The sequence below is a fragment of the Streptomyces sp. NPDC055632 genome (assembly GCF_053618675.1).
In genome coordinates this window covers 1-26,387 of record NZ_JBSHHY010000058.1, presented here as the reverse complement: position 1 = coordinate 26,387, position 26,387 = coordinate 1, and the positions used below count along the sequence as shown (strand labels likewise).

The following is a 26,387-nucleotide window of genomic DNA, read 5'->3' as shown; positions in this document are numbered from 1 at the left end:
GAAGGCAGGAGCGATTGCGGGCGCCTATGTGGCGATCCACCCGGCTGTGTTGGAGTAGGTCTCGTAGCTGTAGCGGGTGCTGCGGTCCCATTCGTCACCGGTGAGGTGCTTGTATGCGTTGTCGGGTACGTAGAGCAGGGCTTCGGCCCAGACGAGGTCGCTGGCGTACGGCATGAACCGCTCTGGGTCTCGAAGTACGCGCTCGAATTCCTCACGGCCAGCCGCGACAACCGCAGCCCGGGTGTAGAGGAACTGATCACTCGACAGGCCATCGCCGTATTCCCTGCGGTCCAGCCTGTACAGGGCCCAGGAGAGCTGCTCGGCGAAGCCGACCACATCATTGTACAGGGCCGTTCGTCAGGCGGGCTATCAGGGCAGCGGCAAGCTCATCACTCTCGGGGTCGGGGACAGAGGGGCTGCACGCTTCGATGAGCTGCCAGAAGGCGTTCTCGTTCATGTAGGAGAGCATGGCGGAGGGGTGTGACAGATCGGAGTGTCAGGTGCTTGCCCTGGCTAAGGGCTGTCCCGCAACGTTGAGGCGGGCGGTTGAGTGACCGAGAGGTTCGCCGCGTATCCTCCTGTGGTGCAGATGCCCCGGGACCCGTCGAGCGTCGCCCATGCGCTGACGGCAGCGTTTCCGACCCGTCTTGCCGGCGACGTGCGCAGCGTCCTAGCGGTCATGCCGGAGGCCAGACTCGCGTCGATGATGTCCTTCGAGGTTGTTGAGGTGCGGGGCGAGACCGTCGCCATCCCGTCGCGCATCTACAACGAGGAACCGGGTGTCGGCTCGGATGGGCAACTGTCCAGTACACAGCAGGTGATTCTGCACTGCCTGTACTCCCGGCACCACGATGGCCGGGTTCGCCAGCGGCACCTTGAGCGGATCGTGGCGTCGGGCGAGCCGTGGGTGGTCCCGTTTGTAATGCAGTTGGCCGGCGAGTACGTGCTGGAGATCATCGAGGCGATCGGCCGGGGTCTTCCCGGGCTCGCGGTCCCGGGCTCGGCCCAGCGCCGTGCCTACGGTGAGTTCATCGCTCGGAATCCGGCCTTCTTCGCGCGCACGGAGCGGCGCGTGGTGAGCTACTGGTCGTGCTACTACCGCTGGAAGTACCGAGCGTTTGGGACGTACCCCGGAGGCATCCTTTTGGAAGCCTTCCGAGCCGCTGTGGTGGAACAGACGGGCGCGCAGTGGCCGCGACACACTCCGCGCCCCGCCGACGGACGCATGTGAAAAATCTGCAGAAGTTCGGCTGTGGTCCTATCCAGCAAGGTTGAGGTGTGCAGGCGGGCGATGCCGCGCATGGCGTGGTGGACGCCGTCGCCCTTGAGCCGGCAGTCGCGGAGGATCTTCCAGGTCTCCTCGCGCCAGAGGCGGACCGCTTCCGGGTCCTGCTCGACCGCCCGCTTGTCCGGACGCGGGAAGGACAGCCCCCACCGTTTGAGGTACTTGCCCACCCCGGGCTCGGTGAAGCGGACCCGGTACAGCTTGAAGATCAGCTCGCCTATCTGGCCCCGCGTCCACAGCTGACCCGAAAGTCCCAGATCGGAGGGAATGTGGTCGAGGACGGCCTGCCGGACGGCGGCCTGCTCGGCCTCCCCGAGCACCTGGTGCACCCCGACCGGCTTGCCCCGCGGCCGCATGACCCGCGCATCCTGCCCGCCGGCCCGCCACTTCTCCCACCAGATATCGACCGCTTTCAGCGACACCCCGAAAACCGCCGCCACGTCCTCACGGTCCCGCCCCGCCACCAGCGCGGCCACCGCCCGCAGCCGAAGAGCCTCCTGCGCCGACGGCGACAGATGCCGCGCGTCCCCCACCAGATCGCTCACACACCACCAACGACCCAGAACCCGAACCGTTTCGGATCAATATGGTGCTACTGAACTTGATTGGGTGATGTCGGACCGACCGCCGTCAAGTGAACGGTCCGACATCACCCAATCAAGTTCAGTAGCTGGGACAGCCGCTGCCTATCCCTTCCACTCCGCGACGTCGTACACGGCTCGGCCGTCGGGTCCGGAGCCTGCGATGCGGGCCCAGGCGATGTACTTGCCCTTGGCAATGATCTTGCTGTAGCCGCCCTGGTTGCCGAGCTTCCAGAGCTTGCCGGTGACGGTGTCGTAGACGTACTCGCCCGCATCGCCGGAGGCGCTCCCGTTACCCCAGACGACAAGGGTGTCGGTCGAGTGCAGATGCATAGTGGGCGGGCCGACGTGGCCGAGTTTGATCGTGACGGCGGTGTTGGTCTTCACGTCGAGGATGTGGAGCAGGGAGCTTTGGGTGGGGCCGGAGATCACCCAGGAGATGTGTCCGGCGGAGACGCTGAAGGTGGACAGGATCTGGTCCTTGTGGACCAGAGGGCCGGAGACGACCTGGGTGTCGCGGCCGGCGGCGTCGCGCTTGCGGATCTCGAAGCGGTCCGGGGCGAAGGCGGTGTCCACGTCGTTGGACCGGACGTAGTAGAGGTCGTCGCCCAGGACTCGCGGGAGTTTGGCCTTGTCGACGGCTGTGGTCAGGCCGGCCCGGCCGTCGAGGGTATTGGTCATGACCTTGGAGGAGATCGGTGTGGTCTCGGCATTGGTCAGCGGGTAGGCCGTCTCCCAGTACGCTCGCTTCTTCCCTACCGCGACGGCGTAGCCGCCGGCCGGCGGAGGGATGCGGTTGGAGACGGCTGCGGAGTCGCCGAGGAGCACGGTGGACTTTGAGGCCGGGTTGTAGGCGAAGACGCACCAGTCGAGGTTGTAGAGGTTGGTGCTCGCGGTTTCGCTCCACACCACCGTTCCCTCGCGCTCTGCCGCAGCTGCTGTCTGGCGGGGTGAGCGGGCGCACTTTTTCCCGGACGCCTGAGGGAACGGTGTGAAGGATGCCCGAGTGTTCGTGACGCCTATCTGTTCTTCCGCGAGGTGGATTTCGCCGTCCGTGACGGTTGCTCTGGCGGACACGGAGGTGATGGTGGAGCCGTTGGCGGTGAGTGCCAGGACTCCGGACTCCTTGCCGTTGCTAGTGGTGTTCTTGGTGGTGTACAGGCGGGTGCGTTGCTGATCCGTTGCCGACGGCGCCGAGGCGGAATCCAGGGTGCGGACCACACGGAAGGACGCGGGCTTCCCCGGAGCCGCGGACGGCGTCGGTGACGCGGATGGAGCCGGGGGCGACGCCGTCGGGCTGGTGGGCTTGGTTGACGGCGTCGCTCCGGGCTCCTGGCTGGTGCAGGCGGTCAGCCCGACGAGCGCAAGCGCGAGGGCGGTGGGCAGCGTCAGGCTGGCGCGCATGTTAGTAGGCGTATCCGTTCGACTGGAGGAAGGTGCCGGTGAAGTCACGCGTGTTGTACTCGAAGGACTTGTACATACCCGGCCAGACAGAGGTGGAAGGGTCGACCCACTTCCCGTACCGGCCGTCAGTGTGGTAGCCGTACGCCGCGATCCAGTGGCCGATCGTTAGGTGGTCGGGGTGGTTGTTGTAGTGACGGCCCTTGGCGAACTCGACGGTGTCGGCGGCGATCGGTTTGGCGTTGCCACCGATGCTGTGCATCATCGTCTTCACCGCGTTGTCCGGGGAGGGCGAGGGGATCTGGACGTAGTAGTTCTCGCCGCGCCAGCGGTTCAGGCCGAAGACGAACTTCTTCGACGACCAGTCCGTCCAGCCCTGGGCGTTGGTGTCCATGTGGGCGCTGTTGGCCAGGTTCTCCTGGCTGAAAGCGTTGCCGTTGTAGCGGCTGCTGATGAACCCGTCGATCATCTTGATCATCATCGCGCCGGTCGCCGGCCCGCAGTAGTAGCTGCGGGCCTGGGCGTAGTGGGTGACGGGCAGTACCCGCGAGCTGGCGGCGGTGGCGGCGGTGGCGCTCGCGCCGGTCGCCTGCTTCTGCGCCGCGGTGCGGGTCAGGTTGTACTTCTGGAGGAACTGGCTTTCCTTCTGGGCGAAGGCGTCCTGGCTGATCTCGCCCTCCTGGGCCTGGACCCAGGCGTCGGTGAGAGCGATCTTCTCCTTCGCCTACTCCGAGAGCTCGATCTGCTGGTCGGGAGCGGTGACGCCACTGCCCGTCCAGTTGCCCTCGATGCCTCCCTGAGGCTGCTCCCCGTCCACCGCCTGTGCGCTGGTGCCGCCCGCCGTGACGAGTAGCGCCGCACATATCGCGATGGTGGTGCCGGATCGGATTCCGCGTAACTTCATCGGGTTTCCCCCTCCGCAGATGACTGCGCTCGTGGATGTGTTCCGGAAAGGAAGGCAGCCTCCACCGCACAGCCGGCATGCGGGTTCCCCCGCCGCCTCCCCCCGAAGATCCCCGGGATCCAAACACGCCCGTCACAGGAGTCGCAAGGCTGTTCCGGCGGAACAGCCCGGTTCCGGACCCTCCGGTTGTCACCGCGCGTAGAAAACCGGCTACCAGGGGAATGGGTTAACTTGCGTGCGATTCCAGTGGTACCGAAGGCGTCACGCGGGTGAACCGGCAAGATCGACTTTGAGTCCGGTGACAGCTTTTCAGCCTCCTGGACTTGGCTGGATCCTTCAGGAACGCCAGTCCGTGAGACACGCTGCTGCCCTCCACTCTTTTCCGGATGTCACGGCCGATGTTCGGTCAGGGGGCGAGGTCCAGAACGCGGACGGGTTCGCCTTCCCAGCGCTGGGGGTTGGTGGTGGCGATGATCGCGCCGTCGGGTCGGTCGGGGGTGGGCTGGGCGGTGTGGTAGGTGTGGGCCTGGGCCCAGGTGGCGTGTGGGGCGATGGCGAGGGCGGCGGGGAGGTCGAGGTCGAGGACGGTGATGCCGGGCAGGGCGGCGAGGTGTTCGGCGGTGCCGGGGCGGGTGCGGTCGGCTTCGACGAGGGCGCAGGCGGGGGCGTAGAGGTGCCAGCCGGGTTCGGCGTGGGCGCGGTGGATGAGGCGGGAGACGAGGATGTTGCCGGTGCCGGCGGCGGTCATTGCGGTCTCGTCCAGGACGATGTGGGTGGTGTCGTTCACGGGCGCTGTGCCTGGGTGAGGCGGCGGTCGAGTTCGTCGTCCAGGGCGGCCTGTTCGCCGGCGGTGGGGGCGTAGCCGTTCCAGGTGTTCAGGGCGGCCCGGGCCTGTTCGGCGCGTTCGGCGCGTTCGGCGGGGGTCAGGACGGTCTCGGCGAGGCGGGCGAGGTAGGCGCGCAGGGACAGGCCTTCGGCGGCGGCGACGGCGGCGAGCCGGTCGCGGGCTTCCTCGGGGATTCGGATGTTGGCGTCGGACATGGTTCTCCTTCCCATAGGATCAGGGTACGGGTACGTACCCGTACCCATCAGAGGTGAGGGGGAGGAACTGGTGAACGACCACGCCGTGGCGGAGCTCGACGAGACCGAGCATCAGCAGGTCCTCGCCGAGTTCCTGCCGCTGTGGACCCGGGACGCGGTGCCGCAGCAGCGGCCGGTCGTCGTCGTAGTTGCCGGGCCCCCCGGAGCCGGGAAGACCGGTGTGGCCGATCTGGTGGAAGCGGCCCTGGCGCGCCGCGGCGGGGCCGTCAGGGTGTGCCGCGACCTCTACAAGACCGCCCACCGCGCCTATGGCACGCTCCTGGCCGCTGACATCCGCACCGCGGGCGTACGGGTGCGGCCGGACACGAGCCGCTGGCAGGCCGGCGTCGAGGAGTACGTCCGGGCCCGCCGGTTCGACGCGGTCGTGGAGTCCGCCCTCGCCGACGCCGGCGATTTCCGTGCCTCGTCGGCGGCCTACCGGCGCTCGGGTCACCGCATCGAGATCGTCGTGGTCGCCACCGCCGAGGCGTGGGCCCAGCTCGGCACCCTGGACCGCCTCTTGGACGGAGCGGCCGTAGGCGGGGACGCGCGGTACGTGGACTGGGACAACCTCGACACCTGCACGGCGGGTCTGCCGGTGACGCTGGCGGTCGTCGAGGCCGAGCGGCTGGTGGACCGGGTCACCGTGGTCCGCCGCGATGGCACTGTGCTGTACGACAACGAACTCGTCGGCGGTGTGTGGCGGCGCCGGACGGCCGCGGACAGGGCCGTCACCTACGAGCTGCGCCGGCCCTGGAACGCTGCGGAGACCACTGTCTTCCACCACGCACTCACCCGTGCCGAGGTGCGGGTGCAGCGGGATCTGCCCGAGGACGAGCGTCTGGCCGTGCACCGCGATGCCCGGCGTGCGGCCGAGCCGGTCCGCCGCATCGCCCAGGCGCGCCGGCGCGCGCCCGGCGTCGACTACCACCGGCTGTCCGCCGACGAGCACGCCTGGGTCTTCGACGAGCTGATCGCCCCCTCCTATCTGAACGGCATCATCCCCCGGCCCGATCCGCGTGCGGTGTACGTGCTGGGCCAGCCTGGCGCGGGCAAGCTCCTGGCCGCACGGATGGTGCGGCGCGCGATGCGGCCGGGCACCACCCACCTGATCGGCGACAACCTCAAGGCCCAGCACCCCGACTACTACAAGCTGCTGCGTGACGATCCCCAAAGCGCCGGAGCGGCGATCCGCGCCGACTACCGGGCCTGGTTCACCCGCGCCGAGGATTACGTGCGCGAGCGGCGCGGCGACGTCCTGATCGAAGGTGCCCCGGGCAGCGTGCAGGAGCTGTTCGACAGCGCGCTGCCGTACGCGGCCGGCGGCTACCCGGTCGATCTCGTCGTCCTGGCCGTCCGCGAGGCCGACAGCCGGCAGGCCACCGCCCTGCGCTACGCCCGCGCCCTCCAGCGCGGCGCCACCGGCCGGTTCACCAGCTGCTCCGGGCACCGCACCTGCTTCCACGCGCTCACCGACGTCGTCACCTTCGCCGAAACCCACCCGCAGATCGCGTCCATCACCGTCATCCGCCGCGACGGCCACGCCCTGGTGCGCCACGAGCACGGCGCCGGCACCGGCCGGGCGTCGTGGGCGCTGGCCGCCGAACGCCTGCGCCCCTACACCGAGCAGGAGGCCACCGCCTTCCTCCGCCTCCACCACGGGTTGTGGCGGGCGCTGCCCCGGCACCGCGACGAACTGCAGGAGATGGTCGCGCTCGCCCGCCCACTGATGCCGCCGGGGATGCAGCCGGCCTGGATCGACCGGCCGCACCCCTCAACCTGGCCCCTGCCCGTTCCGCTGGGAGGGCCGGTCTACGGCTCGTTGAGCTCCCTCAGCCGCGCCGCGTAGACCTCGGCGATCCGGGCCGTCTCCTCCGGGTCCGCAGTCGCGAGCTGCTGTTGATCGGCGAGCGCGGCCTGACGGCCGGCTTTCAGCTTCTCGACCCGTTCCTCATCCGGAACCGGCGCGCGATGCTCCGCGACGAGCTGGGCGGTGTACCAGTTCACCACCTCCTGGATGTCTTCCACGGCCGCCAGGTCCTCACCGCCCTCCAGGCCGGAAGAGCCGAAGGCCTCGGGGTCGGTCATGTGACCACCCTCCCTAAAGTTGATCTTGTAATGGGAGTCGTCATTCTCCCCGCCCTCCCCCGCCGCCCGTCGCCCGCGCCGCCCGGACCCGGGGGGTGAAGGGCGGGAAGGCGCGCTGTGTTCACACCCACGATCGGGGATGCTGGCGGTGAAGGCCCGCTCACGACACGTAGGTTGGGCCTGTTGATCAACACATTCGGGGGTTGGCGTGGGGCGGGATCTGCAGGCGCTGTTCAGCAGCAACGACCGGGGCGTGTCGACGGCGGAGGCGTTCACCTCGCCACCCGGACAGCGGGCCTCACCCACCAGGTCGCCGCCCGCCGCCTGGTTGAGCGGCCCTTCGTCGACGAGACCCCCTTCGCCCTGTGGCCCTACTCCCTCCACGGCCTGATCCGCTCCACTCTGCGCGGCGCCGACGACGCCACCGACGACCGATGGACCCCCACCGACTGGGAAGCGGCCGCCGTCCGCGCGCTCGCCGCGCTCGGCGAGCAGTGGGCGGCCGGACCCGAGCGCGACCGACTGCTCCTGACCGGCTGCCTGCGCCAGGGCCTCGCTCTCGCCCGGGACTTCCGCCTCGAGCTGGGCTGGCTCACGGATGCCGCCTGGGCCTACGTCTCCGACTCCGTGTGGGAGCCGGTCGCCCCGCCCGCCCGCGACGGCAACGGCGACGGCACTGGTTTCGGGGTGGAGTCGGCGGCCGAGGCGCTGGCCGAGCTGCTCAGCACCCTGGCCCGCCGCCAGCACGAACACCGCTCCGTCACCGCCGACCGGCTCACTGCCCTCACCTCCGCCGGACTCCTGTCGGACGAGCTGCAGGAGATGGCCGTCTACTACCTCGCCAAGGCCCAGCGCGATCTCGGCCGCTCCGCCGAATCACGCCGCGGCATGCAGTACGTCGCCGACGGCGGCGGCCGCCTGGCCCCGGCTGCCCGCCGGGGAGAGGCGCACCTGGCCCGCCTCGCCGGTGACTTCCCCACCGCCCATGCCCTCGTCCTGTCCCTGGGCTGGCCCGGGCGCCACCACCGCGTCGACGGCGACATCTGGTGGCCCCACGGCGACATGCACCGCGCCGCCACCGCGTACGAAGCGGCCCGTACTGAGGCCGAGCAGCACGGCGTCGCCGGCGAACGCGCCACCTGTCAGGCCCAGTGTGTCCTCGCCCTCGCCTTCACCGACCCATGCCTGGCCGACGACGAACTCGACCTCGCCGAACAGCTCCTGACCGGACTCGACCTGCGCGCCACCACCCTCACCACGCGGATCGCCGCCCTCATCCGCGACGCTGGCACCGATACTGACGTCCCCGGCCGCGCCGAGGTCCTGCGCGTCGAGATCCGCACCACCGGACTCCTGGCCCCGGAGGCGCTGCTCGACCTCGCCCTCGCCTTCCACCACGCCGTACGCGGCGACGCCTTCGGCTCCGTAGCCGTCGCCGAGCTCTTGGAGCAGCGCGAGGGCGGCGACTACGCGTACTACGCCGACATCGCCGCCTTCATGACCGGACGGCCCGCACCGTCGACGACCGTACGGTGGATCGAGGACGAGGAGACCGTCCGATACCGGTGGCACGAGTTCGTCGCCGCACGCCGTGCCCTCGTCTGGCTCTAGTGCCCTACGCGCCCGGGCTCTGGCTCGCGAGCAGGAGAAGTCGATGCTCGAGGTCACCGAGGCGCTGGGCATGACCGAGAAGGCTGCCCGTGCTCGCCTCCTGCACTACGAGTACTCGGGCCACTGACTGGCTGACCGGACCGGCCGGTGGGGAGCCTCGTACGGCCTCGTCCTCGCGGGTGAACCTGGAAACGGCGAGACGGAGCGTTTCTTCAACAGTCTCCAGCGGCACGCGCAGCCGATGACCGCCCCGGCCCCCGGCGTGTCCGCGCGCCCAGGTCCGCTATGCCTACGGTCGTGACCACCAACCTGCTGCGCGGAGCTGCCGCGTTCTGCCTCGCCCTGACCCCACTCGCCCTCCCCGCTCCTGCCGCGGGCGCGACCACTGCGGTGGTGCCTGTTCCAGAGGTGCTGCCGCTGGAGGACGCCGTTGACAAGCTCCCCGTCGCCGAGGAGGACCGCACCGGCTACACGCGCGATTCCTTCCGGCACTGGAACACCGGCCTGGACGCGGCCGACGGCTGCAACACCCGCAACGAGGTCCTCCTCGCCGAAGCCGTCCAGGAACCGGCCGTCGCGGCCGGCTGCAAGCTGACCGGCGGAAAGTGGCTCTCCTACTACGACAACGTCGAGGCGGGCGAGGCGGGCAAGCTCGACATCGACCACATGGTCCCCCTCGCCGAAGCCTGGGACTCCGGCGCCAGCGCCTGGGACGCCAAGCGGCGTGAAGCGTACGCCAACGACCAGGGCGCCGCCGCCTCCCTCGTCGCGGTCACCGCGCGCACCAACCGCTCCAAGGCGGACCAGGACCCCGCCACCTGGATGCCGCCCCTGCCCGACGCCCACTGCCGCTACATCGGTGAATGGACCGCCACAAAGCTGCGCTGGGACCTCGCGGTCGACCAGACCGAAGTCGAGGCGCTGAAGGTGTACGCCGAGGCCTGCGAAACCACCGTCGTCCACTACAACCCCGCCCCGTAGGCCAACGGCGGTGGCGTACCGCGATACGGCCGAAGCCGGAGTTGACAAGCCCAGGGTTCACGCGCGAGCGCGGACCGTCTTCACCGACAGTCCGACCTCGGCCGCGATCGCCTCCCAGGTCAATCCCCGGGCGCGCAGCGCGCGGATCGTTTCCGCACCGACGTCGGGGGCCGGGCGGTTCAGCCGCTGGGCCTGGAGGTGGCTGCGTCGCTCGTGCTTGGGGATGCGGCGCAGGATGGTGCGGCAGTCCACACCCACCACGCGGCCGATCGCGGTCGCGGACTGCCCGGCCCGGTAGCGGGCCAGGATCTCCTCGTCCGAGAGCGCCAGCATCATCCGCACGCCTCCCGACCTCGGCTGCGCGGAACGAGACGGCGAGACGGAGGCTTCTCCGGCCGGGCGGCCGCGCCAGTCGGCGGCCGGGATCCGCGCCCGGATGGTGTGGACGGAGACGCCGAACTCGCGGGCGAGCACGTAGGCGCTCTCCCCCGCCGCATACCGGCGGCGGACCTCCTCAAAGACGAGCACCCGCCGAGACCGCGGCCGGGGGCCCGGGGCACGGCCGCGGATCAGATCGTCGGGGATCCTGCGCCGGATCGTGGTGGGATGCACCCCGTAGAGTTTCCCGAGCTCAGTCATGGTGGCACCCTGCACGTACCGGGCGACGATCTCGTCCTGCGGCAGGAGTTCGCCCTGCTGCTCGACAGATAGCCGGGCCGCTTCCTGCTTCGAGCGCCGCTGGCCCGGCTCGAGCCGGGCCACCACCGCCTCGACCGAGATCCCCAACGTGGCTGCCACCCGCTGCTGCGGCATCCCCGAGCGGTAGAGGCGCACGACCTGAGCCCTTAGCACCTTTTCGTACGGCTCCTTGGCCCGGCTCCGGTGGCGCTGCAGGGCGGCGGCTGCCGCGTTTCGCCGCTCCTGCACGGGCACGTGACGCTGGACGGTGGTCTTCGAAACTCCCAGCTCTTTTGCCACTGCGGCGATGCTGGTGCCTTCGCGGTACCGGCGCCGGATCAGCCCCGACAGCGCCTTCGAATCCCTCACCATTACTCCTACGCCTCCCGGGAGACAACGAGGGGCCCTGGAGAAGGGTGCGCCGACGTCCGGTGCTCGGCGAGGGCGCGGCGCGCGTGCGCGGCGATGCTGAAGGCCTGCGGCGACCTGAACACCTTCTGCCTCGGCTGCTCCCCATCAACGAGGCAAAAGCAGCCTGATCTCCGAGAGTGCCTGGGCCCGGCGGAGTCACAGCCGGGCTCAGGCAAGAGCGCCCTCTCCTACGGCAAGGCGCGGCGGGGTACGGGAGCTGTCTGTGGCCAAGCGCTCTCTTCCTGCTGCATGTCGTCGGCGAGCAGGTGAGCGAGGAGGAGCCCGGTGGCGCGGCGGCTGAGGGTGGTGGCGGTGTCGATGAGGCGCAGATGCTGATGGGCGGGCAGGGAGAGGGCGACGCTGGACGCCCGGCCGGGTAGACCGAGGGAGAAGGCGACGCACAGGGTCTTGTCGGAGTACTCGAGAAGGTCGAACTGGGCTGAATGCGGCCCGGGGCCGTCGAGTTCTTCGATGAGCGCGCGTCGGCTGGTGATGGTCCGGCCGGTCAGCTGGACCGAGGGATAGCGGGTGAGGTGGTCCATGCGTGAGGAGAAGTCGAGCTGGGCCAGGAGGCTCTTACCGTTGGCGCTTGCGTGCCCGCTGCCGCTGAAGGGGGCAACTTCTTCGACGGGGGGAGCGCTTGTGCTGGAGGCGGACTGCTGGACGGTGATCTCGCCGTCGGTGTAGGTACTGAGGTAGACCGCCGCGCGGAGTTCGTCGCGCAGGGCGGCAAGTGCGTCCTGGAGGAGCGTCCGGTCGGGGTCGGGCCGTGTGGCCAGGGTCATCAGCGGGCCGGGGAAGTGGGCACCTGCACTGGTGTCGATGAACCGCTCGTCGCGCAGCCAGTCCAGGAGCCGGACGACGGCGTTCATCGGCATCCGGATCCGTCGGGCGAGCGTACGGGTGTCGATGCCCTCGGTGTCGTGGATGAGCAGGAGCATGTCGCGGGCCCGTTGGGTGGTCTGCCAGCGCATGGGGACTAAGGCGGGGGTGGTGCTGTGGCGGGCCATATCGGTGAGGATGGCCGGGCGCAAGGCGCTCGCTGTCCACGGTTCGCCCCTGAGGTCGGCTGAACCGTGGACGATGAGCGGGCGTGTGGGGGCGTCAGCGTGCAGGTCGGGTACAGGCAGGGCCAGCCCGCCGGCGAGTGCGGTAAGCCGGGGCCGTTTCGTCTCTCGCGTTGGGTGGGGAGGCGGGATGGGTCCGCACTGGGTGGGCAGGACGGGGGCGGGGACGAGGACGAGTCCGTCTCGCCCCGACTGCCTTTCCTGGTGTTGCGGCCTGGTGGCCGAGGAGATCTTCGAGGCGGTGCCGGGCTGCGGGTGAGAGGTGGGAGCGATGGGTTCCAGGTTGGCCTGGAGGAGTTGAAGAGGGATGCCGAGGAGTTGGCGTAGTTCTTCGAAGAAGGAGGTGTCCTCGATCTGAGGGGATGCATCTGAGGCGGGCCGACGGTCGCGGGCGGCGGCGAGCAGGCGCTTGGCGTCGCCGTGTCCGTGCCGGGCGGCTTCTTCGACGAGGAACCAGGCGTCGTCCGTCCGGTCGGTGCCGGTGCGCAGCACGACCAGGGCGAGGCGGATCATTGCTCCGGGATGTCCGGCCGAGGCTGCCGCGCCCAGCCAGCCCGCTGCGGCGGCCAGCTCGCCCCGGCCGAGTGCCTTCGATCCGAGCCGGTAGTGCGAGTTCGCCCGCTCCCGATCCTGTGCGGTCAGTTTGTACGAGTGGGTCAGGGGCCCGAAGTCCCCGTCGGGGCGGTCCCAGAAGTCCGGTGGTCCGGTGAGCTGGTGCATGAGCGCCAAGAGCTCGGCTCCGGCTTCTGACGCCGGGCGGCCGCCGTCTTGGTTGAAGCGGCTCACAGCCCTCACCTTTCCTTCTCCACGCGTCGTGTCTTCTTCTTGCGGTGCCCGTCCCGGATGTATTCGCCGAGCCGTCCTCGCAGCTCGAGCAGGGCCAGGTACCGGTCCCGGTGGACTCGGTCGGCGCCTATGCCGAGAATCCTGGAGATCTGTGTGTCGGTCAGGCCCTGGCTCTGCAGCTGCACCACTTTGCGGGGCCGGCTCAGTGGCATGGCGTCGATCGTGGGGACGACCAGTTCTTCCAGCGGATCGAAGTCGTCGGTGGGCTGCCGCTGGCCGGGGATCGCCACGGTGAGCCCGGTCTCGTCCACGAAGTCGAGACGCATCTGTGCCCGCAGTGCGTCGATGGCCAAGTTCCTCGATGTCCTGCGCAGGTAGCCCGCCAGCTGCACCTCAGGGCCCAGCTGGCCGTCCATGACCCTCTTGGTCACCTTCAGGTATGCCTCATGGGCAACGTCCTGGCATGCCTGGTAGGAGAGCTGGCGGTTGGTTTTCCTGCGCAGGATCCGCGGTTCCGCCTCCATGAACGTCGGGTAGCACTCCCGCAGCCGTTTGACCAGGTCGGCGTCGATGGCCGGGCAGGGCTCGCCTGATGCCTCGTCTTCCACTACCACCGGCCGTGCTCCTTCGCCGCCAGCACCGCCTGGCCGTCCGTGCCACTGCCCTTGCCCGCGTGCGCAGTCACCGAGGCCGCAGTCGGGAAGGGCCGGAGTGTGCCGGCTTGGACGCGGACGGATCCGTGCGCCGGGTCGTCGGCATACACGGGTCCGGGGTGGCCGAAGGCAGGACGCTGTGTCAAGGCACCGTGCGGTCGCCGGTCCCAGCACGCCTGCACCACGACGGTCGCTGTCTGCGCGACGGCCGCAATGGCCGAGGCGCGCCCGGCCCAGTCCAAGGACGGCATCATGCGAGTCGTTCTCCATCTGAGGTTTCAGAGGCGCGTGGGATGCGCCTTCGCCCTCTTGACGGTCGAGCACCCCGCGTTCTCCTGCCGAGACCGAAGAAAACTGGAAATCTTCGAGATGAAGGAGAAGGTGATCACTTTTGATCGGAAAGACTCTTGAGTGAACGGCCTCGCCGAGGCCGCCGGCTTGAACAGCCTGTCAGGTGCGGGGTCGCCGGATGCGAGATCGAGCCGGTTGTGTGCTCGCGCCCCGGCAGTCGCCCGTCGGTAGGTTCGCCGGCCCACGGGAGGGGCTCGCGGCGGCTTGTACCACGAAGGGAAGCTTTCCTCTCGAGGATGAGGAAATCAGGAGAGAAAAATTTGCCGCAACCCGTTATGGATCTTGAGGTGGCTCGAATTAGACCGATTTGCGAGGCGCAATCTCCGCGAAATGGTCGAAATGAAGTTCGCTTCATGGATTGGCGCTGGCACGCTGCGTGAGGCTAGGGTCGACGGCGTGAGTCACGAAGGGATCGCACCCCTGTAACTCGGGACTCACGCCGCCTAAAACACCTCAAGCACAGGAAGGCCAGTCATGCCCTTTATCCCTGCCCTCGGCAGGACCAAACCCGCACGTGGGGGCCGGTTCCGCGTTAGTGACACTAGCAGGCGTGACGAAAATACCCAACGTCACGATCGACTGGTTCACACCGGGTTTATCGCGATCCCGGCGACTCCGATCGTCGTCATCGCGATCCCGAACTGGAACCCGTGGGACACGTGGCAGTCGTGGATCGCGTCGGCGGTCCTCACCGGTCTGATGGTCATCAGCCGTCTGGTGTGGAACTTCGCCACCCAGCGCCACCTCACCGTCTGATTCGTGCGCCGGGGGCGCGTCACCGTGCCCCCGGCGCATTACCGGCCAGTGCGCCACAAGACGAAAAGGTGGAACTGCACCGGCCCGGCGTGACGAAATATCCCTCGTTCAGAGGACGTCCAGCTGCGGCTCTGTCCGCAGGAGAGGATCTCCCCGGTGTCCAGCCCGGTTCCCGACCGCTATTGCAGCCACTGCCATAACCCCCTGCCGCCCCGCGCCCCGGGCCGGGGCCGCCCGTCCGCTTACTGCGGCCGCCCCTGCCGGCAAGCCGCTTACCGCGACCGGCACAAGGACCGGCAAGTCGAACTGACGCAGAACCCCAACCCCGAGGAAAAGCCGCCCAAGCCTCCTCTCGAGCTCCTCCACGCGCACCTGTTCGGCCTCGCCGAAAACCTCAACACCGATGCCCGCCACCTCGTCCGGCTGCTTCAGCCCGGCCCGCTCGCCTCGGCCGTCGAATACGTCGAGACCGCCGTCCAGATCCAGCGCCGTCTCGACGCCCTCGTCGCCGGCCTCGTTCTTCTCGCCCGCACCCGCCACATCCCCTGGGACGTCCTGGCCCATGTGATGAAGGCCAGCCCGGAGACCTTGCGCAAGTCCTTTCATATCGACAAGGTCGAGCGGTTGCTCGTCACCGAGTCCGAGAAAGCAGAAGCGATCGTGGAGACCCTTCGCGCAGCCGAAGACATCGCCGCACCCGAAAGCCCCCCTCCCCCAACCGTGCGGACCACGCGCCGCGTGTCCAACCAGCTGGCCCCCGTTCTCTCCCAGCTCCACCGAAGCAGCGGCATGCCGCTGCGCGCGCTGAGCCTGCGCGTACGCGTCTCCGCCAGCTACCTCAGCCGCATCCTCGCCGGCGAGAAGATCCCGACCCTGGAACTCACCGAACGCATCGGCCAGGCCCTGGGCGCCGACTGCGAGGTACTCAGGAAGGTCTGGGCAGACGAGAAGGACCGCACACACAACTCTTCCCCCGACCCCGCGACCGGACGAGGAACAGTCCCGAACTCACTGGTGACCGCAGTCCGCTACCTCCACCGCCGCGCCAACCGACCCGCTCTGCGTGTCCTCGCCGCCGCTACCGGAAACGCACTCACCGAGGCCGAGATCAGAGACGTTCTCCGAGGAGCGCGCCTGCCGGACTGGAACACCCTGCAAATGATCATCCTGGCCCTCGACGGCGAGCCGTCGTTCTTCCACCCGCTGTGGGAACGAGCCGCCCACGACGCCGAAGCAGCCGGCCCCACCCAGTCCAACACCCCCCATGCCCGCGTGGGCCGGCTGATGTCGGCCTTCGGCGGAGTCCTCGGAGAAAGCGACCGATACACCACAAGCCGCCGCTCCCGCGAACTGCGACACCGACTCGCCATGACACGCCAGATCTGACAAGCGATGCACTACGGGGACCACCCGCACACGGTGGCCCCCACTCGCTTCCCGGGTGATCAGGCATGTCGCAGCAGCGCATCGATACCTCGTCCGCTACGGTTCCGGCGCGGCCAGACGCCTACTATCGCTCGTCACCGCCGCCCAGGCCCACGCCGCCGGACAGCACCGCGGCCAAGGTCTTCCAAGGCCCGCGCATCATCTTCCGTACGAACGGCCTGTCGCCGTGCCGGCAAGGGGGCATGGCCCTGCCAGCGGGAGAACGCCATGCCGAAGATGCAGTCCACCGCCGCTCAGCACGCCCGCCGTGATGCCCGTAGGGGTCTGAGATACACCGATGCCCTGCGCGCACGGCGGAACTCCCCCGCGCCGAGGCCCGGCCGTCCGATGAGGCGAGTGAAGGGCCGGTGGGTCACTCCCCTCACCCTCTACTTCATGTGACCTGTGCGTTCTCGCAGAGCACGCCCATCGTCGGGCATCTGGGTCCGTCGGACCGAACCGTCTGCAGGGGCGGGACCGACGGCCGCCTGGTGTTGGCCGGCCTTTTCGGTCCGCGGGACCGGCGTGATCTCCGGACGGTCCCAGGGACCGGGGCAGCAATGGTGGCTGGAGAGCCGGCGGGAAGGCGGTGCGTGCTTCCGGAGGGCAGGGAACCGGCCACCTCGTAGTACCGGAGTAGCCAATCTCCGCTTTTTGAGAAGCAGTTGGCCGGTTGCACCCCCGGGCTGTCTGCCCTCTCAGGCACGATACGCAGCGAAAGTGATCGACTACTTAAAGCAACATTTGGGGGAGAGATGGCCCGGAACTCCGGTTTCGCCGAAATGGTCTCCATGCTGCACAACGCTGTCCTGCACGGGGACCAGGGCCTGCGCAAAGCCCTTACCGAGAGCCTTGAGAAGATCGACGAGTCCGGTCGCGACGCCCAGGCGGCCACCTCCCGGACCGTCACGGAAGGACTCACCCAGGTCTTCGACGAGGTCAACCTGCTGCGCAGGGACGTCAACAAGGCGGTCAAGCCCGCCTCCGGTGACCTCTTCGCCAGCAAGACCGAGGAGGTCACCGGCCTGCTGCGCGCCGAGCTGACGGAGCTGCGCACCACCCTCAACCGCCTCAACGGCCTCACCCTCGCCCCGCCTCCTCCTTCCGCGTCCGGTACGCCCGCCGCCTTCACCAGCTCCGAAGGCCCGAGCACGCCTCTGCAGCCGGCGATCCCAGCCCAACGCGGCCCCGACTACGAAGACCTCACCACCGCCTCCCCCTCGGCGCCGGCGCCCGCGCCCGTACCCGCGTCCGGACCGGAGGCCGAGGGCGGGCAGGAGCCCGGGGCGCAGACCGTCGGCGCGACCGAGGCGCAGGAGCCGGACAACGGCCCGGCCAGGGAGGAACCGGCAGCCGAGACCACGCCGGAAGCGGCCAAGCCAGCCCTGTCGGAGGAGGCTGTGCGCCAGGCCATCCGCGAGGTCCTCGCCCAAGAGCTCGCTCCCCTCTTCGAGCAGCTCACCACCCCGGCCACCACGACTGAAGAGCAGCCGGACAACGCCGATCAGCTGCGTGAAACGGTCCGCGACGCCGTCGGCCAGGTCCGGGAAGAACTCGCCACCGTGCTGGAAACGACCCGGACCGGCTTCGCCTCCCTCGCACAGGAGATCGCCGGGCTGCGGACGGTCGTCGACGAGCTCCAGGCCCGCCCCGCAGAGACCTCCGAGCCAATCAAGGTGAGCGAGGAGCACACCACCCTGCTGCGGACCGCGGCCCGTATCTCCTCCGCCGACCTGCGCTGCCACCGCGACACCTGGGAGTTCCTCACCACCCGCACCGCCGGCCACCCCCACTTCCGCGTCCCGCCCCGCGTCACCGAAGAGGCCGACGAGCGCGTCTTCGCCCCCCTGTCCGGCCGCTCCCTGATCGCCCTGCTGATCAGCCTGCACACCATCACCAGCGCTCCGTCCGACAACAGCGGCGACCACGAACTCGCCGCCACGCTCTACGAGCGGATCGAGCAGCGCCTGACCCGCCTCGGTCCCGGCGAGGGCGCCCGCGTCATCATCGCCCTCGACGACCGCGTCACCCCCGAGCCGGGCACCGACGGCGACGACCAGGACGGCGAGAACGGCGGGACCGGGACGCGGCTCGGCTGGGGAGCGTAGAGGAAAACAAGTACAACGGTGTCCGGCCCGCAAGGACGCTCGCCCGGCCTGACGCAGCGCGGCCGCCGCCGCTTACCGTCCGGCCTGCCGAACTGCTGTCGGCAGGCCGGACGGCGCTCACACGAAGAGATCGGCGGCTCCGCCTTCGTCCGGAGCCGGGCCGTATCGAGGATCTGAGGAAGGGAAGCCACCTCATGGGGGCGGTGGTGTAGTGCGCGGTGTTCTGGGTGGGCGCGGTCGCGGTGACGGTGCGGTGCGTCAAGCAGGGGCGCAGCGGTGCTGACCAGGTCTGGTCCTCGAAGTGGAAGGCGTTGGCAGGGGCTTTGGCCGTAATGGTCTTCCCGGTCATGGCATCGGCCCGGATCGTGCCGGACGGTGCGCGTTTCTTCCTCGAAGGCCTCGCGGGGCTGCTGCTCGTGGGCTCCGCCGGCTCCGTGGCGGCCGGATGGGTGGCGGCACGCCGCAGTGATGCCCATACGCGAGCGGTGCGCAGTGGGCTCGGGCTGCCGGTCGAGCGCAGCCTGTGGAGCCCGTGGGTCCTGACGGGCTTGTGGAGCGCCGCCGGGATCCCGTTCACGGTCGCCGAAGTGCTCGCTGGGCAGGTACATCGAGGCGCACTCCGCTCCTATGGCCGACGGCACCTGGGCCGAGGCGCCCGTGATCGGCCGGCTCTCCGTCCTGAGCATGGCCGCCTTCGTCGTCATCGTCATGCTGCACGGCTTGGTTCAGCACCGGCGCCGCACCCGGGAACGGCAGCGCGTACGCGACGCCGACCAGCAGTACCTCGCCACCCAGCCGTGAACCGGCAGCCCCGTCTCACGGTCGACCGGTAAACAGAAGACCGAGGTGACGAACTCATCCGCTTTCCCCACATGAAGATCGGTGCTGACCGACGGGGGTCTTGCCCGGGTTCTGCATTGTGCTTCACCATCTGTGATCAAACAGATACTGCGAAGCCGGGGGTGGCGATGTCGTCGGGCACGGGCGGGGACTACTGGTCGGACAAGGCGCTGCCCAGCGTCTTCAAGCATGATCTTCTCAAGCGGTACCTTCCGCAGTTCGGCGGCATGACCAGCACCCAGTCGCACGACAAGCGGGTCGTCTACCTCGACGGATACGCGGGTGAGGGCCGCTACGAGAACGGCGAGCCAGCGTCCGGCGAGATCGCCCTGCGCGTCGCCTCCCACCTGCGCGCCAAACCGGGGCTGACGCTGGAGTGCTTCTTCTCCGAGGCGCATGCGAAGTCGTTCGACCGGTTACGCGAAGTCGTCCAGCAGTACCAGGGCCGCGGCGTACGGGCCCACGCACACCACGGCGAGGTCGACGGCGTCCTGGACCGGGTCGTCGAGCGGGCCGTGCGCGAGCCGCTATTCCTCTTCCTCGACCCGTGCGGGCTCGTCCTGCCCCAGGACCGCCTCGTGAACGTGCTCGCCCACAAACGCCCGCAGGCCCGGCCGGCGACCGAGCTGCTGATGAACTTCAGCATGATGGCCGTCTGGCGCCTGGGCGGACACGTCCGCTCCCCCAAGGGCAACGAGAAGTCGCTGCAGCGCTTCGACGACGTGTGCGGCGGGACCTGGTGGCGGGAGTACTTCGCCGACGCGGTCGCCTCCCGCAACAAGGACGGCGCGGCCGAGGACGCCATCGAAGCGGTCGCGGCCGAGTACGCCCGGCTTCTGGAGAAGCGGACCGGGATGCTCGTGCAGTCGGTGCCCGTCTCGCACTCACCGCGCCGGCGCGCGGTCTACCGGCTGGTGTTCGCCACCCGCAGCCCGTACGGACTGTGGGTGTTCGGCGATGCCGTGGCCCGGGCGCGGGCCACGTGGTGGGAGACGCTGGAGGAGCGCGAGGAGGACGACGGCCTGTTCTCCCTGGCCTCGGTAACCCGCCCGGATCCCAAAGAGGTGGAGACCAGGGCGGTGCCGCAGATCGCGGCCAACCTAGAGGCTCTGCTGGCCCGCAAGCGCAGCCGGATCAAGCTGGTCGACCACACGCTGGAGGTCTTCGGCTCCTACTACGGACAGGTGACCGAACCGGTGGTGCGCCAGGCCGTGCGGCTCCTGCACCAGCAGGGCAAGACCCCCAGCGATGGCGTGGGGGTGCGCCGGATCCGGGAGATCACCCTCGAACCCGGGAACCTGGTGGCCTGACGCCGATGGCCGGACCCGATCGCCCGGGCCCGGCCATCTTCATCCGTGCGGGTCAGGCCGCGACGGGCAGCGGCATCTGGTCCCAGGTGCGGCCCTGCAGCAGGCGCCCGCCGGCCTTCGGGGTGCGTCCGCCCCACTGCTTGAAGAAGAAGGCGACACCGGCGTCCTGGCAGGTGTCGCGGATCTCAGTGACCCAGCTCTCGTCCAGGGGGCGGTGGCCGGGGCCGGACTCGCCGCCTGCGATCACCCAGTGGATGCCGTCCAGGTTCATTCCCGGCAGCGGCCCCAGCAGCGGCTCGCACGACAGGAACCGTACGGCCGCGGGAACCTCACGCAGGTCGTCGATCCTGGGCAGCTCGTTCTCGGTCTCCACCGAGACGCCCATCCAGACATTGGCCGGCCAGTCCAGCTTCGGTGCGACCTGCCGCAGGCGCCGGGCCCGTTTGGTCAACACCTGGTAGGTGTGCTGCGGGGTGTCGGCCATGACCTGAAAGACTTGCCGGACGTAGTCCAGCGGCACCCGCGCGTGGAACAGGTCGCTCATCGAGTTCACGAACACCGTCCGCGGACTCTTCCAGCCGTAGGGAACGTCCAGGGTGTCCGGGTGGAGCGTCACCTTGAACCCGGGCCCGGACGTGCGCGGATCACCGTCGTTCTGGTACTTCGCCGCCCCCATCGCCTTCAGGCGCTTGGCCAGCGTCAGGGCGTAGCAGTTGTCGCACCCGGATGAAACGCGGTCGCATCCGGTCGTCGGATTCCAGGTCGCCTCGGTCCACTCGATAGAACTGCGGTCGCTCACCGGTCTCCTCCCGCCCTCATCCCCATGGCCGTCCCGGGCGGGGCGGCCGTCGTGTGCTGCCTAACGACGTCCTGCGGGCCGGGACACCGCGGCATGTACGCCACTATCTCCGCGTACCGAATCGCTTCTCGTAACCTCACGTGTCGAACCTCCACTTAGGAACCTAGCCCCTCTGATCGAACCGGGTCGATACAACGGCCACCTCGTCACACGGTCCCGGACACCAGACGTGCGCCCGCCGGATCCGGGCAGCGGGAACGCTCACCTGGCCTGCCACAGGGTAGGAACGGTGGGCAGCACCGGCCGCCTGGCGCGCTCGGCGCGGGCCCCGGCGGACTGCTGCCGCACGAACGGCTTCGGCGGCCTGCCGTTGCTGGACCCGGACATCCTCGAGCGACGCCACCACCTCGTCCTCCTGGGCGAGGGCGGTCCTACGGCAGCGGATGGTCAGGCATCAGGGTCGACTTCGGGGCGCGTGAACCGCACAGGCTTGCCCAGCGACCGGGCGTAGGTGATTTCGGCTCGGGTGCTGTCCCCGATGTAGTCGCCGACGATGAGCACCTCATCAGCGAGCCGGATCTTCGCCCGGTGCAGATCGTCGAGCCGGACCTTCAGCGCTGCGGCCTGGGCAGGATCGGACCAGAGTTCGTGCCGTGACTTCATGTCGATGCCCAGTTTGACGACGATCTTTCCTGCTTTGGTTTCCCGCAGATCGGCTTCGCTCATCTCGGTCATGAAACGGGTGGAGCCGCAGATCACGACAATGCGCGGGAGGCTCAACAGCTTCTTCACGGCGGCGAGCTTCTCCTCCGGGGTAAGCGGCTGCGGGTATGACACGGGTTCCTCCTGGCGGTGTGGTCCAAAGGGTGCTTGCGAAAAACGAGAACGAAGGCCCACTTGGCCTGGAAGCCCCGGACGACGAAAAACTGCCCGCCGGGCGGCCCTTCATCCGGCCTGCCGCAGCGCGGATACGGCGGGCGGCACCGTCCGTCCGGCGCGTTCGGCGCGGGCCCGCAGGATCGCGGCGACGCGGACGGCTTCGTTGGCCTGATGCTCCTGGGCGCGAACATCCCCCAGCGGTGTCGGCACCTTGTCCCCCTGGCTGGCCGTCCTCGGGGTCGGGAAGACGGTGTCGCAGAGCGCAGGACCGTGACATCGCCCAGAGTCATACCTTCCTAGCTAGGGAGCTGGGCAGGCCGAGGCCGGTTCTCGTTGATGTGTTGCCAGTCCGCGACAACCTCGAAATTGCGACGGACGGGCAGGTTACGGGTGTCCTCTAGTTCCTGTCGCGCGAAGTACAGGCGGAGCTCCGACCTGCCGACAAGATGATCGAGTGCTGCCCGGAGTTCGTCCGTGCCCCAATCAAGTTTCTGGCTAAGCGTCCGCAGCGAGGTGTAGATAGGGCCATGGCTGCTCCACAGGCCGGCGAAGTGCAACAGCAGAGATTCCTCGGCCGCGCCGTCGATGCTGGGCTGACCACGCTGCTGCCGTTCGAGGCGCCGGAGCATGAACTCGACCTGAGGAGCGAGCAGACCAAGCGCGCGCTCGCGCGCGATCCGAGCCCGCGCCATGTCGAGAACGCGCCGCGCATTGGCAATGCACTCCTCCCGGGACGGAAGGCTCATCGGTTCTCTCCGGTTCAGTCGTGGACATCCGCCGACACATACTGCCGTCGGGCCAACGAGAGCCCGCTGCGCCAGGTCACGTGGAGCCGCCGTCTGACCCAGAGGATTCGGGCTCGAGAGTCGTTCCCTCAGAGAGATCAGGCCGGAACCAGCCGTCTGGGAGACTCATCCGACCTTGCGCAAGGTTGGCGCACCGTCCACACCAGTCTGGCCGCTACGTTCGGTGCGGGCCCGGCGGATCGCGGCCGCACGCACGGCTTCGGCGACTTGACGCTGCTGGGCACGGACGTCCTCGAGCGACGTCGGCACCTCGTCTTCCTGGTCCTGTTCGACGTCGGGGAAGGCGGTGGCGGCGAGCTCGCGCCGGACTTGCTCCTGGCGTTCGACGGCAGCGGCGAGGGCCGGGTTCTCCTGGCGGGGCGGTGCGACCGCGCGGTGGGCTTCGAGGGCACGGTGGTAGCCGGCCGATGCGCTCTCCCGCGTCTTTACCGGCCCGGCCGGAACGATCTTCCGCGAGACCGGATCGTCGGCGGCTGCCGGGGCGGTCGTCGTGGTGGCGGTGCGGGCGGTGGGCGCCAGGACGTGCACGGCGCAGACGTTCGCGTCGGGCACCGCGCTGTTGGCGGCCTCGATGAGCTTCGGCGTGATCCAGCGGGTCTTTGTACCGTACGCGGGGGCGTCGGGGATAACGTCCAGGCGCCCGGACTGCTCGTCGTACGCGACGGCCTTCACGTGCCTGGCGAGTTCGGGCGCGGCCGCGGTGAGGATGGTGTCCCACTGGGCCAGGACGCTGCCGCCGGCGGCCGGGGCGATCAGGCCGCGCTTGGTCATCATCATCCCGATCGCCGTGCCGAAGGCGAGCGGGGCGCGGCCGTCGCGCCGTAGAGTCATGCCGGTGCACCACTTCGGCCTCGTGGCGCGGGCATCGGTGAGAAACCGGAGAAAAAGTAGCCGAAGCGCAGATGCACCCCGCCACACCGGGTCACTCCAGGACCGCGGCGAAGGCGCGGGTGACTGCACCAGCGAGGGTGATGACGGCGGTGAAGGCGACGGTGGCAAGGATTAGCGATCCGTCCTGAAGCAGGGCGGACTGTCTGCAAGAGCCGCAGGTCGAGCGCCCAGCGGTCCTGCCGCCCCGACGACGGTACGGGCCGCGCCGAGTGGTCGGCGGATTCCCCCACTGGCCGCGCTCCAGGGTGGTGACGTTGGCCAGGCGCCCCATGAGCGCATTTCGAGCGGTCTCGCGTATTCCCGCACAAAGCCCCGTTGGTCAGCGGCGCAGTCCGGTCCACGAGGGCTATGCGTCGAAGCGGCTCCAGGGAAAGTCGTAGGCCTTCAGCTGGGCGAGGGTCTTGCGGTGGCGTGCTCCGAACGCGGCGTCCGCATGGTTCTCGTCGGCGCTGATACTGGCCAGCAGGCCAGGAGCCGCGTAGAACAGGTGGCCCCCGTAGGCGGGCATGTAGGGGCGGAGGGGGACCAGACGCAGGGAGCTCCGCAGCGGTTCGAGGCGTTCGGTGGGCATGACATAGGTCCAGGCATTGAAGGGTGCGATGCCGGAAGCCTGTTTGAGGGTGAACTGGAGAAGGAAGCGGCTGAGGGGTTCCGCTTCGAGGATCGTCTCCGGATCGTCATCGTCATAGGGGTCTTCGGTGAGCCAGACCGGGGGGTCCACATCCTCCGGGCCGCCTTGGGGCGGCCAGGGAATGGACCAGTCCGCGCCCCCCTGGTTCTCCACCGCGAAGACCAGCCGGCCGCCGTCCCGCCTTGTGATGTGCCGTGGGTGCAGGAGCATCGGGTGGCAGAAGCGGTATAGAGCGGGGCGTACGCGGGCCAGGCGGTGGAAGGCGGCGAGCGCCTTCGGCAGAAGAGCGAGGATGTCGTCCGCAGGGGCGTCGGGGTCCGGCGGCGCGTCCTCGGCCGGGTACCAGCCCAGGACCAGCATCTCCAGCGCGCGCACGGGATCCGTGTCGACGTGGTCGACCCAGTCGACGGACAGCGGTGGCCCCTCAGGAGACGTCCCGGGGGCGGGCGGGGTTCGGGACGCGGCGGTCCAGGCTCTCAAGGCCGCGTCGCCCGCGTCCGCGCTCGTGCCGTCGCCAAAGGGCCTGGCTTCCTTGTTATCCATGCTGTGCTCCGTGCGTTCGTGCGAATCCTGGCACAAGGATCCGACAACGCGATCGCGGGACGAGTGGGCCGGCCGCTCGCTGCCGACGTGCCTGAGACGACCGCCCGCTGGAGGTGGTGCGGGCGGGGCTCCGGGACGAGGTTTTCGGCGGACCGTCATGGCTGCGGTCGGTTACGTTGGCCGGGCGCCCCCGATGAGCGCATCTTCGAGTGGTCCCACGTACTTCGCACGGCGCGGGACCACTCGCCGCTCAGTTCTCCCAGTCCTCTGCGCAGAAGGTCGGTTCGCTCACGGATGTATCTCCTGTCCTGGTCGCGTCCAGGTACAGGTTGGGGCCGTCGGGAACGGCCGCTCCGTTCGGGCTGAAGCGCAGCCCCAGGTCGCGTTCTTCGACGTGCTGGATGAGGGCCGCGTCAAGGACAGAGGGTGTGATGCCGACCAGCGGGATGCCTTCGTAGCGGAGCTGGGGTCCGGTACGGCCGTGTACGGTCACGGCGCCCAGCTGCGGAACGCCGTCCGGGGACCAGTACTGGGCGGTGACGCCGGCGCCCTCGAAGTGGTCGGTGTGGAGGGACCACTGCCCGGACTCCTTCCAATACCAGAAGGGGAAGGCGCCGGTTCGTCCGGCCGAAGCCTCATCGAGGGCGGCGGCTACCTGGCGCGGACTCATGCCGAACTGGAGCGGTCCCACCTGCTCCAGCGGAGTCCAGTCCCAGCAGAGGCGTTCCTGGTCGGGCGTCACCGGCCAGGATCCCGGGTTCGCGACCAGGTCACGGACGTCGTACCCGGCGATGACGGAAGCTGCCGTATCGTCGGCGACGCCGGGGGCGGTGAACAGAGCACTGGTGATCACGGTGTCCTTCCGTCCGACGTGCCCTTCCGGTAGCCATCCCCACTTCTGCCCGGTGGCCATGGAGACACCCCACGCCGCGATCTGCGGGTTCCCACTGCGGTTCGTCGTCACCTCGGCGCCCCACCGGGCCGCGAGGCCGAGAATTTCGGTGCGAGCCTCGGAGGGGACCCGGCCGATCAGCTCGACATCGTCGAGCCGGACGAACGGACCACCCGTCGCATCAACCTGGACCGCGACCAGGTGGTCGTCCTGATCGTAGACAGCGCTCACATGGCAGTCGTCGTACGAAGTCCAGCGCCAACCGTCGACCGTGCGCTGTCCGCCGCCGTTCCACCTGCCGCCCAAAGCGGCCTTCACCTCCTCATGCTTCATCCCGAACCGCAGCGGCCCCACCGCCGCCAAAGGATCGAGCACCCACCGCGCCCGCTCCCCCGGCTCTTTGCGCCACCAGCCCATCCCGCCCCCTCCCCGACGCTTCAGGCATCCGCTGCCTGATGATCATCCGGAGCCTACGTATCCGCTCTGACAACACCGCCAGCCCGCGTCCTCTGCCGTCACCCGTCTCGGCAGCAGTTACTGAGGTTATAGGCGTGATGTCGTGAGTGTGAGGCCGGTCGCGGTAAGGCAGCCGTCGATGACGTCGCTTCGGTACTGAATCTGGCGGAGACC

General features: G+C 69.1%; 26 protein-coding genes and 3 pseudogenes. 9 read left to right on the top strand and 20 right to left on the bottom strand.

Annotation, left to right across the window (positions count from 1 at the left end):
- Nucleotides 1–24: 24 nt before the first annotated feature.
- Nucleotides 25–336, bottom strand: coding sequence for a DUF4240 domain-containing protein (locus ACWGSR_RS35710; RefSeq protein ID WP_453573230.1), 312 nt, complete (start codon nt 334–336; stop codon nt 25–27).
- Nucleotides 337–583: 247 nt separating this feature from the next.
- Between ACWGSR_RS35710 and ACWGSR_RS35705 the strand changes: the two genes are divergently transcribed.
- A complete protein-coding gene (locus ACWGSR_RS35705; protein ID WP_453573245.1) occupies nt 584–1,231 on the top strand; it encodes a hypothetical protein in 648 nt (215 codons plus the stop codon).
- A 35-nt stretch (nt 1,232–1,266) separates the two neighbouring features.
- Here ACWGSR_RS35705 and ACWGSR_RS35700 read toward each other — a convergent pair.
- The 4 genes and pseudogenes from ACWGSR_RS35700 to ACWGSR_RS35685 all read right to left on the bottom strand — a co-directional run.
- A pseudogene (locus tag ACWGSR_RS35700) lies at nt 1,267–1,365 on the bottom strand (IS5/IS1182 family transposase); the annotation flags it as partial.
- Between the two features lie 48 nt (nt 1,366–1,413).
- Nucleotides 1,414–1,725: pseudogene (locus ACWGSR_RS35695) on the bottom strand (helix-turn-helix domain-containing protein); the annotation flags it as partial.
- Between the two features lie 246 nt (nt 1,726–1,971).
- Nucleotides 1,972–2,775: a hypothetical protein gene (locus ACWGSR_RS35690; protein ID WP_453573227.1), complete on the bottom strand. Its 804-nt coding sequence runs from the start codon at nt 2,773–2,775 to the stop codon at nt 1,972–1,974.
- Nucleotides 2,776–3,271: 496 nt separating this feature from the next.
- Nucleotides 3,272–3,736 carry a hypothetical protein gene (locus ACWGSR_RS35685; RefSeq protein WP_453573224.1) on the bottom strand — a complete coding sequence of 155 codons (465 nt, stop codon included), beginning with the start codon at nt 3,734–3,736 and terminating at the stop codon, nt 3,272–3,274.
- A 61-nt stretch (nt 3,737–3,797) separates the two neighbouring features.
- Here ACWGSR_RS35685 and ACWGSR_RS35680 point away from each other — a divergent pair, with 61 nt between their 5' ends.
- The gene (locus tag ACWGSR_RS35680; RefSeq protein WP_453573221.1) at nt 3,798–4,067 is read left to right on the top strand and encodes a hypothetical protein; all 270 of its coding nucleotides are present in this window, start codon (nt 3,798–3,800) and stop codon (nt 4,065–4,067) included.
- A gap of 510 nt (nt 4,068–4,577) precedes the next feature.
- Here the strand turns inward: ACWGSR_RS35680 and ACWGSR_RS35675 are convergent.
- Together ACWGSR_RS35675 and ACWGSR_RS35670 are read right to left on the bottom strand one after the other, a co-directional pair.
- Entirely contained in the window at nt 4,578–4,958 is a 381-nt protein-coding gene (locus ACWGSR_RS35675) for a hypothetical protein (protein ID WP_453573218.1), read from the bottom strand.
- A complete protein-coding gene (locus tag ACWGSR_RS35670; RefSeq protein WP_453573216.1) occupies nt 4,955–5,212 on the bottom strand; it encodes a hypothetical protein in 258 nt (85 codons plus the stop codon). Before ACWGSR_RS35670 ends, ACWGSR_RS35675 begins: the two co-directional genes overlap by 4 nt.
- A gap of 70 nt (nt 5,213–5,282) precedes the next feature.
- On the opposite strand from ACWGSR_RS35670, the gene ACWGSR_RS35665 reads away from it, so the two are divergent.
- Nucleotides 5,283–7,100, top strand: a complete 1,818-nt coding sequence (locus ACWGSR_RS35665) for a zeta toxin family protein (RefSeq protein WP_453573213.1) — start codon at nt 5,283–5,285, stop codon at nt 7,098–7,100.
- Here the strand turns inward: ACWGSR_RS35665 and ACWGSR_RS35660 are convergent.
- The gene (locus tag ACWGSR_RS35660; RefSeq protein WP_453573211.1) at nt 7,064–7,339 is read right to left on the bottom strand and encodes a hypothetical protein; all 276 of its coding nucleotides are present in this window, start codon (nt 7,337–7,339) and stop codon (nt 7,064–7,066) included. The two genes, ACWGSR_RS35665 and ACWGSR_RS35660, sit on opposite strands and share 37 nt — an antisense overlap.
- 183 nt (nt 7,340–7,522) lie before the next feature.
- Between ACWGSR_RS35660 and ACWGSR_RS35655 the strand changes: the two genes are divergently transcribed.
- Both ACWGSR_RS35655 and ACWGSR_RS35650 read left to right on the top strand, forming a co-directional pair.
- Nucleotides 7,523–8,950, top strand: a complete 1,428-nt coding sequence (locus tag ACWGSR_RS35655; protein ID WP_453573208.1) for a hypothetical protein — start codon at nt 7,523–7,525, stop codon at nt 8,948–8,950.
- A 297-nt stretch (nt 8,951–9,247) separates the two neighbouring features.
- Nucleotides 9,248–9,931: an HNH endonuclease family protein gene (locus ACWGSR_RS35650; RefSeq protein WP_453573205.1), complete on the top strand. Its 684-nt coding sequence runs from the start codon at nt 9,248–9,250 to the stop codon at nt 9,929–9,931.
- A gap of 57 nt (nt 9,932–9,988) precedes the next feature.
- Here ACWGSR_RS35650 and ACWGSR_RS35645 read toward each other — a convergent pair whose 3' ends face one another.
- The 4 genes from ACWGSR_RS35645 to ACWGSR_RS35630 form a co-directional block, all read right to left on the bottom strand.
- Nucleotides 9,989–10,978, bottom strand: a complete 990-nt coding sequence (locus tag ACWGSR_RS35645; RefSeq protein ID WP_453573202.1) for a helix-turn-helix domain-containing protein — start codon at nt 10,976–10,978, stop codon at nt 9,989–9,991.
- A gap of 230 nt (nt 10,979–11,208) precedes the next feature.
- The gene (locus tag ACWGSR_RS35640) at nt 11,209–12,873 is read right to left on the bottom strand and encodes an IclR family transcriptional regulator domain-containing protein (protein ID WP_453573199.1); all 1,665 of its coding nucleotides are present in this window, start codon (nt 12,871–12,873) and stop codon (nt 11,209–11,211) included.
- A 5-nt stretch (nt 12,874–12,878) separates the two neighbouring features.
- Nucleotides 12,879–13,487 (bottom strand): RNA polymerase sigma factor, encoded by a 609-nt coding sequence (locus tag ACWGSR_RS35635; protein WP_453573196.1) that lies wholly within the window; start codon nt 13,485–13,487, stop codon nt 12,879–12,881.
- A 974-nt stretch (nt 13,488–14,461) separates the two neighbouring features.
- A complete protein-coding gene (locus ACWGSR_RS35630) occupies nt 14,462–14,611 on the bottom strand; it encodes a hypothetical protein (protein ID WP_453573193.1) in 150 nt (49 codons plus the stop codon).
- 178 nt (nt 14,612–14,789) lie between these two features.
- On the opposite strand from ACWGSR_RS35630, the gene ACWGSR_RS35625 reads away from it, so the two are divergent.
- The 4 genes from ACWGSR_RS35625 (at nt 14,790) to tcmP (ending at nt 20,316) form a co-directional block, all read left to right on the top strand.
- Entirely contained in the window at nt 14,790–16,019 is a 1,230-nt protein-coding gene (locus ACWGSR_RS35625) for a helix-turn-helix domain-containing protein (protein ID WP_453573190.1), read from the top strand.
- Between the two features lie 830 nt (nt 16,020–16,849).
- Complete coding sequence (locus ACWGSR_RS35620) at nt 16,850–18,166, top strand: hypothetical protein (protein ID WP_453573188.1); 1,317 nt, start codon at nt 16,850–16,852, stop codon at nt 18,164–18,166.
- A 627-nt stretch (nt 18,167–18,793) separates the two neighbouring features.
- Nucleotides 18,794–18,967 carry a hypothetical protein gene (locus ACWGSR_RS35615; protein ID WP_453573185.1) on the top strand — a complete coding sequence of 58 codons (174 nt, stop codon included), beginning with the start codon at nt 18,794–18,796 and terminating at the stop codon, nt 18,965–18,967.
- Nucleotides 18,968–19,134: 167 nt separating this feature from the next.
- Nucleotides 19,135–20,316: a three-Cys-motif partner protein TcmP gene (tcmP, locus tag ACWGSR_RS35610; protein ID WP_453573242.1), complete on the top strand. Its 1,182-nt coding sequence runs from the start codon at nt 19,135–19,137 to the stop codon at nt 20,314–20,316.
- Nucleotides 20,317–20,368: 52 nt separating this feature from the next.
- Here tcmP and ACWGSR_RS35605 read toward each other — a convergent pair whose 3' ends face one another.
- The 8 genes and pseudogenes from ACWGSR_RS35605 to ACWGSR_RS35570 all read right to left on the bottom strand — a co-directional run.
- A complete protein-coding gene (locus ACWGSR_RS35605; protein ID WP_125774898.1) occupies nt 20,369–21,115 on the bottom strand; it encodes a DUF5131 family protein in 747 nt (248 codons plus the stop codon).
- A gap of 447 nt (nt 21,116–21,562) precedes the next feature.
- Entirely contained in the window at nt 21,563–21,952 is a 390-nt protein-coding gene (locus tag ACWGSR_RS35600) for a hypothetical protein (protein WP_453573182.1), read from the bottom strand.
- 108 nt (nt 21,953–22,060) lie between these two features.
- Nucleotides 22,061–22,204 (bottom strand): hypothetical protein, encoded by a 144-nt coding sequence (locus tag ACWGSR_RS35595; RefSeq protein ID WP_453573179.1) that lies wholly within the window; start codon nt 22,202–22,204, stop codon nt 22,061–22,063.
- A gap of 86 nt (nt 22,205–22,290) precedes the next feature.
- Nucleotides 22,291–22,740, bottom strand: a complete 450-nt coding sequence (locus tag ACWGSR_RS35590) for a DUF6042 family protein (RefSeq protein ID WP_453573176.1) — start codon at nt 22,738–22,740, stop codon at nt 22,291–22,293.
- Nucleotides 22,741–22,905: 165 nt separating this feature from the next.
- Complete coding sequence (locus ACWGSR_RS35585; RefSeq protein WP_453573173.1) at nt 22,906–23,631, bottom strand: DUF721 domain-containing protein; 726 nt, start codon at nt 23,629–23,631, stop codon at nt 22,906–22,908.
- A gap of 406 nt (nt 23,632–24,037) precedes the next feature.
- Entirely contained in the window at nt 24,038–24,865 is an 828-nt protein-coding gene (locus ACWGSR_RS35580) for a hypothetical protein (RefSeq protein WP_453573170.1), read from the bottom strand.
- A gap of 250 nt (nt 24,866–25,115) precedes the next feature.
- Entirely contained in the window at nt 25,116–26,132 is a 1,017-nt protein-coding gene (locus ACWGSR_RS35575; protein WP_453573167.1) for a hypothetical protein, read from the bottom strand.
- Between the two features lie 168 nt (nt 26,133–26,300).
- A pseudogene (locus tag ACWGSR_RS35570) lies at nt 26,301–26,387 on the bottom strand (transposase); the annotation flags it as partial.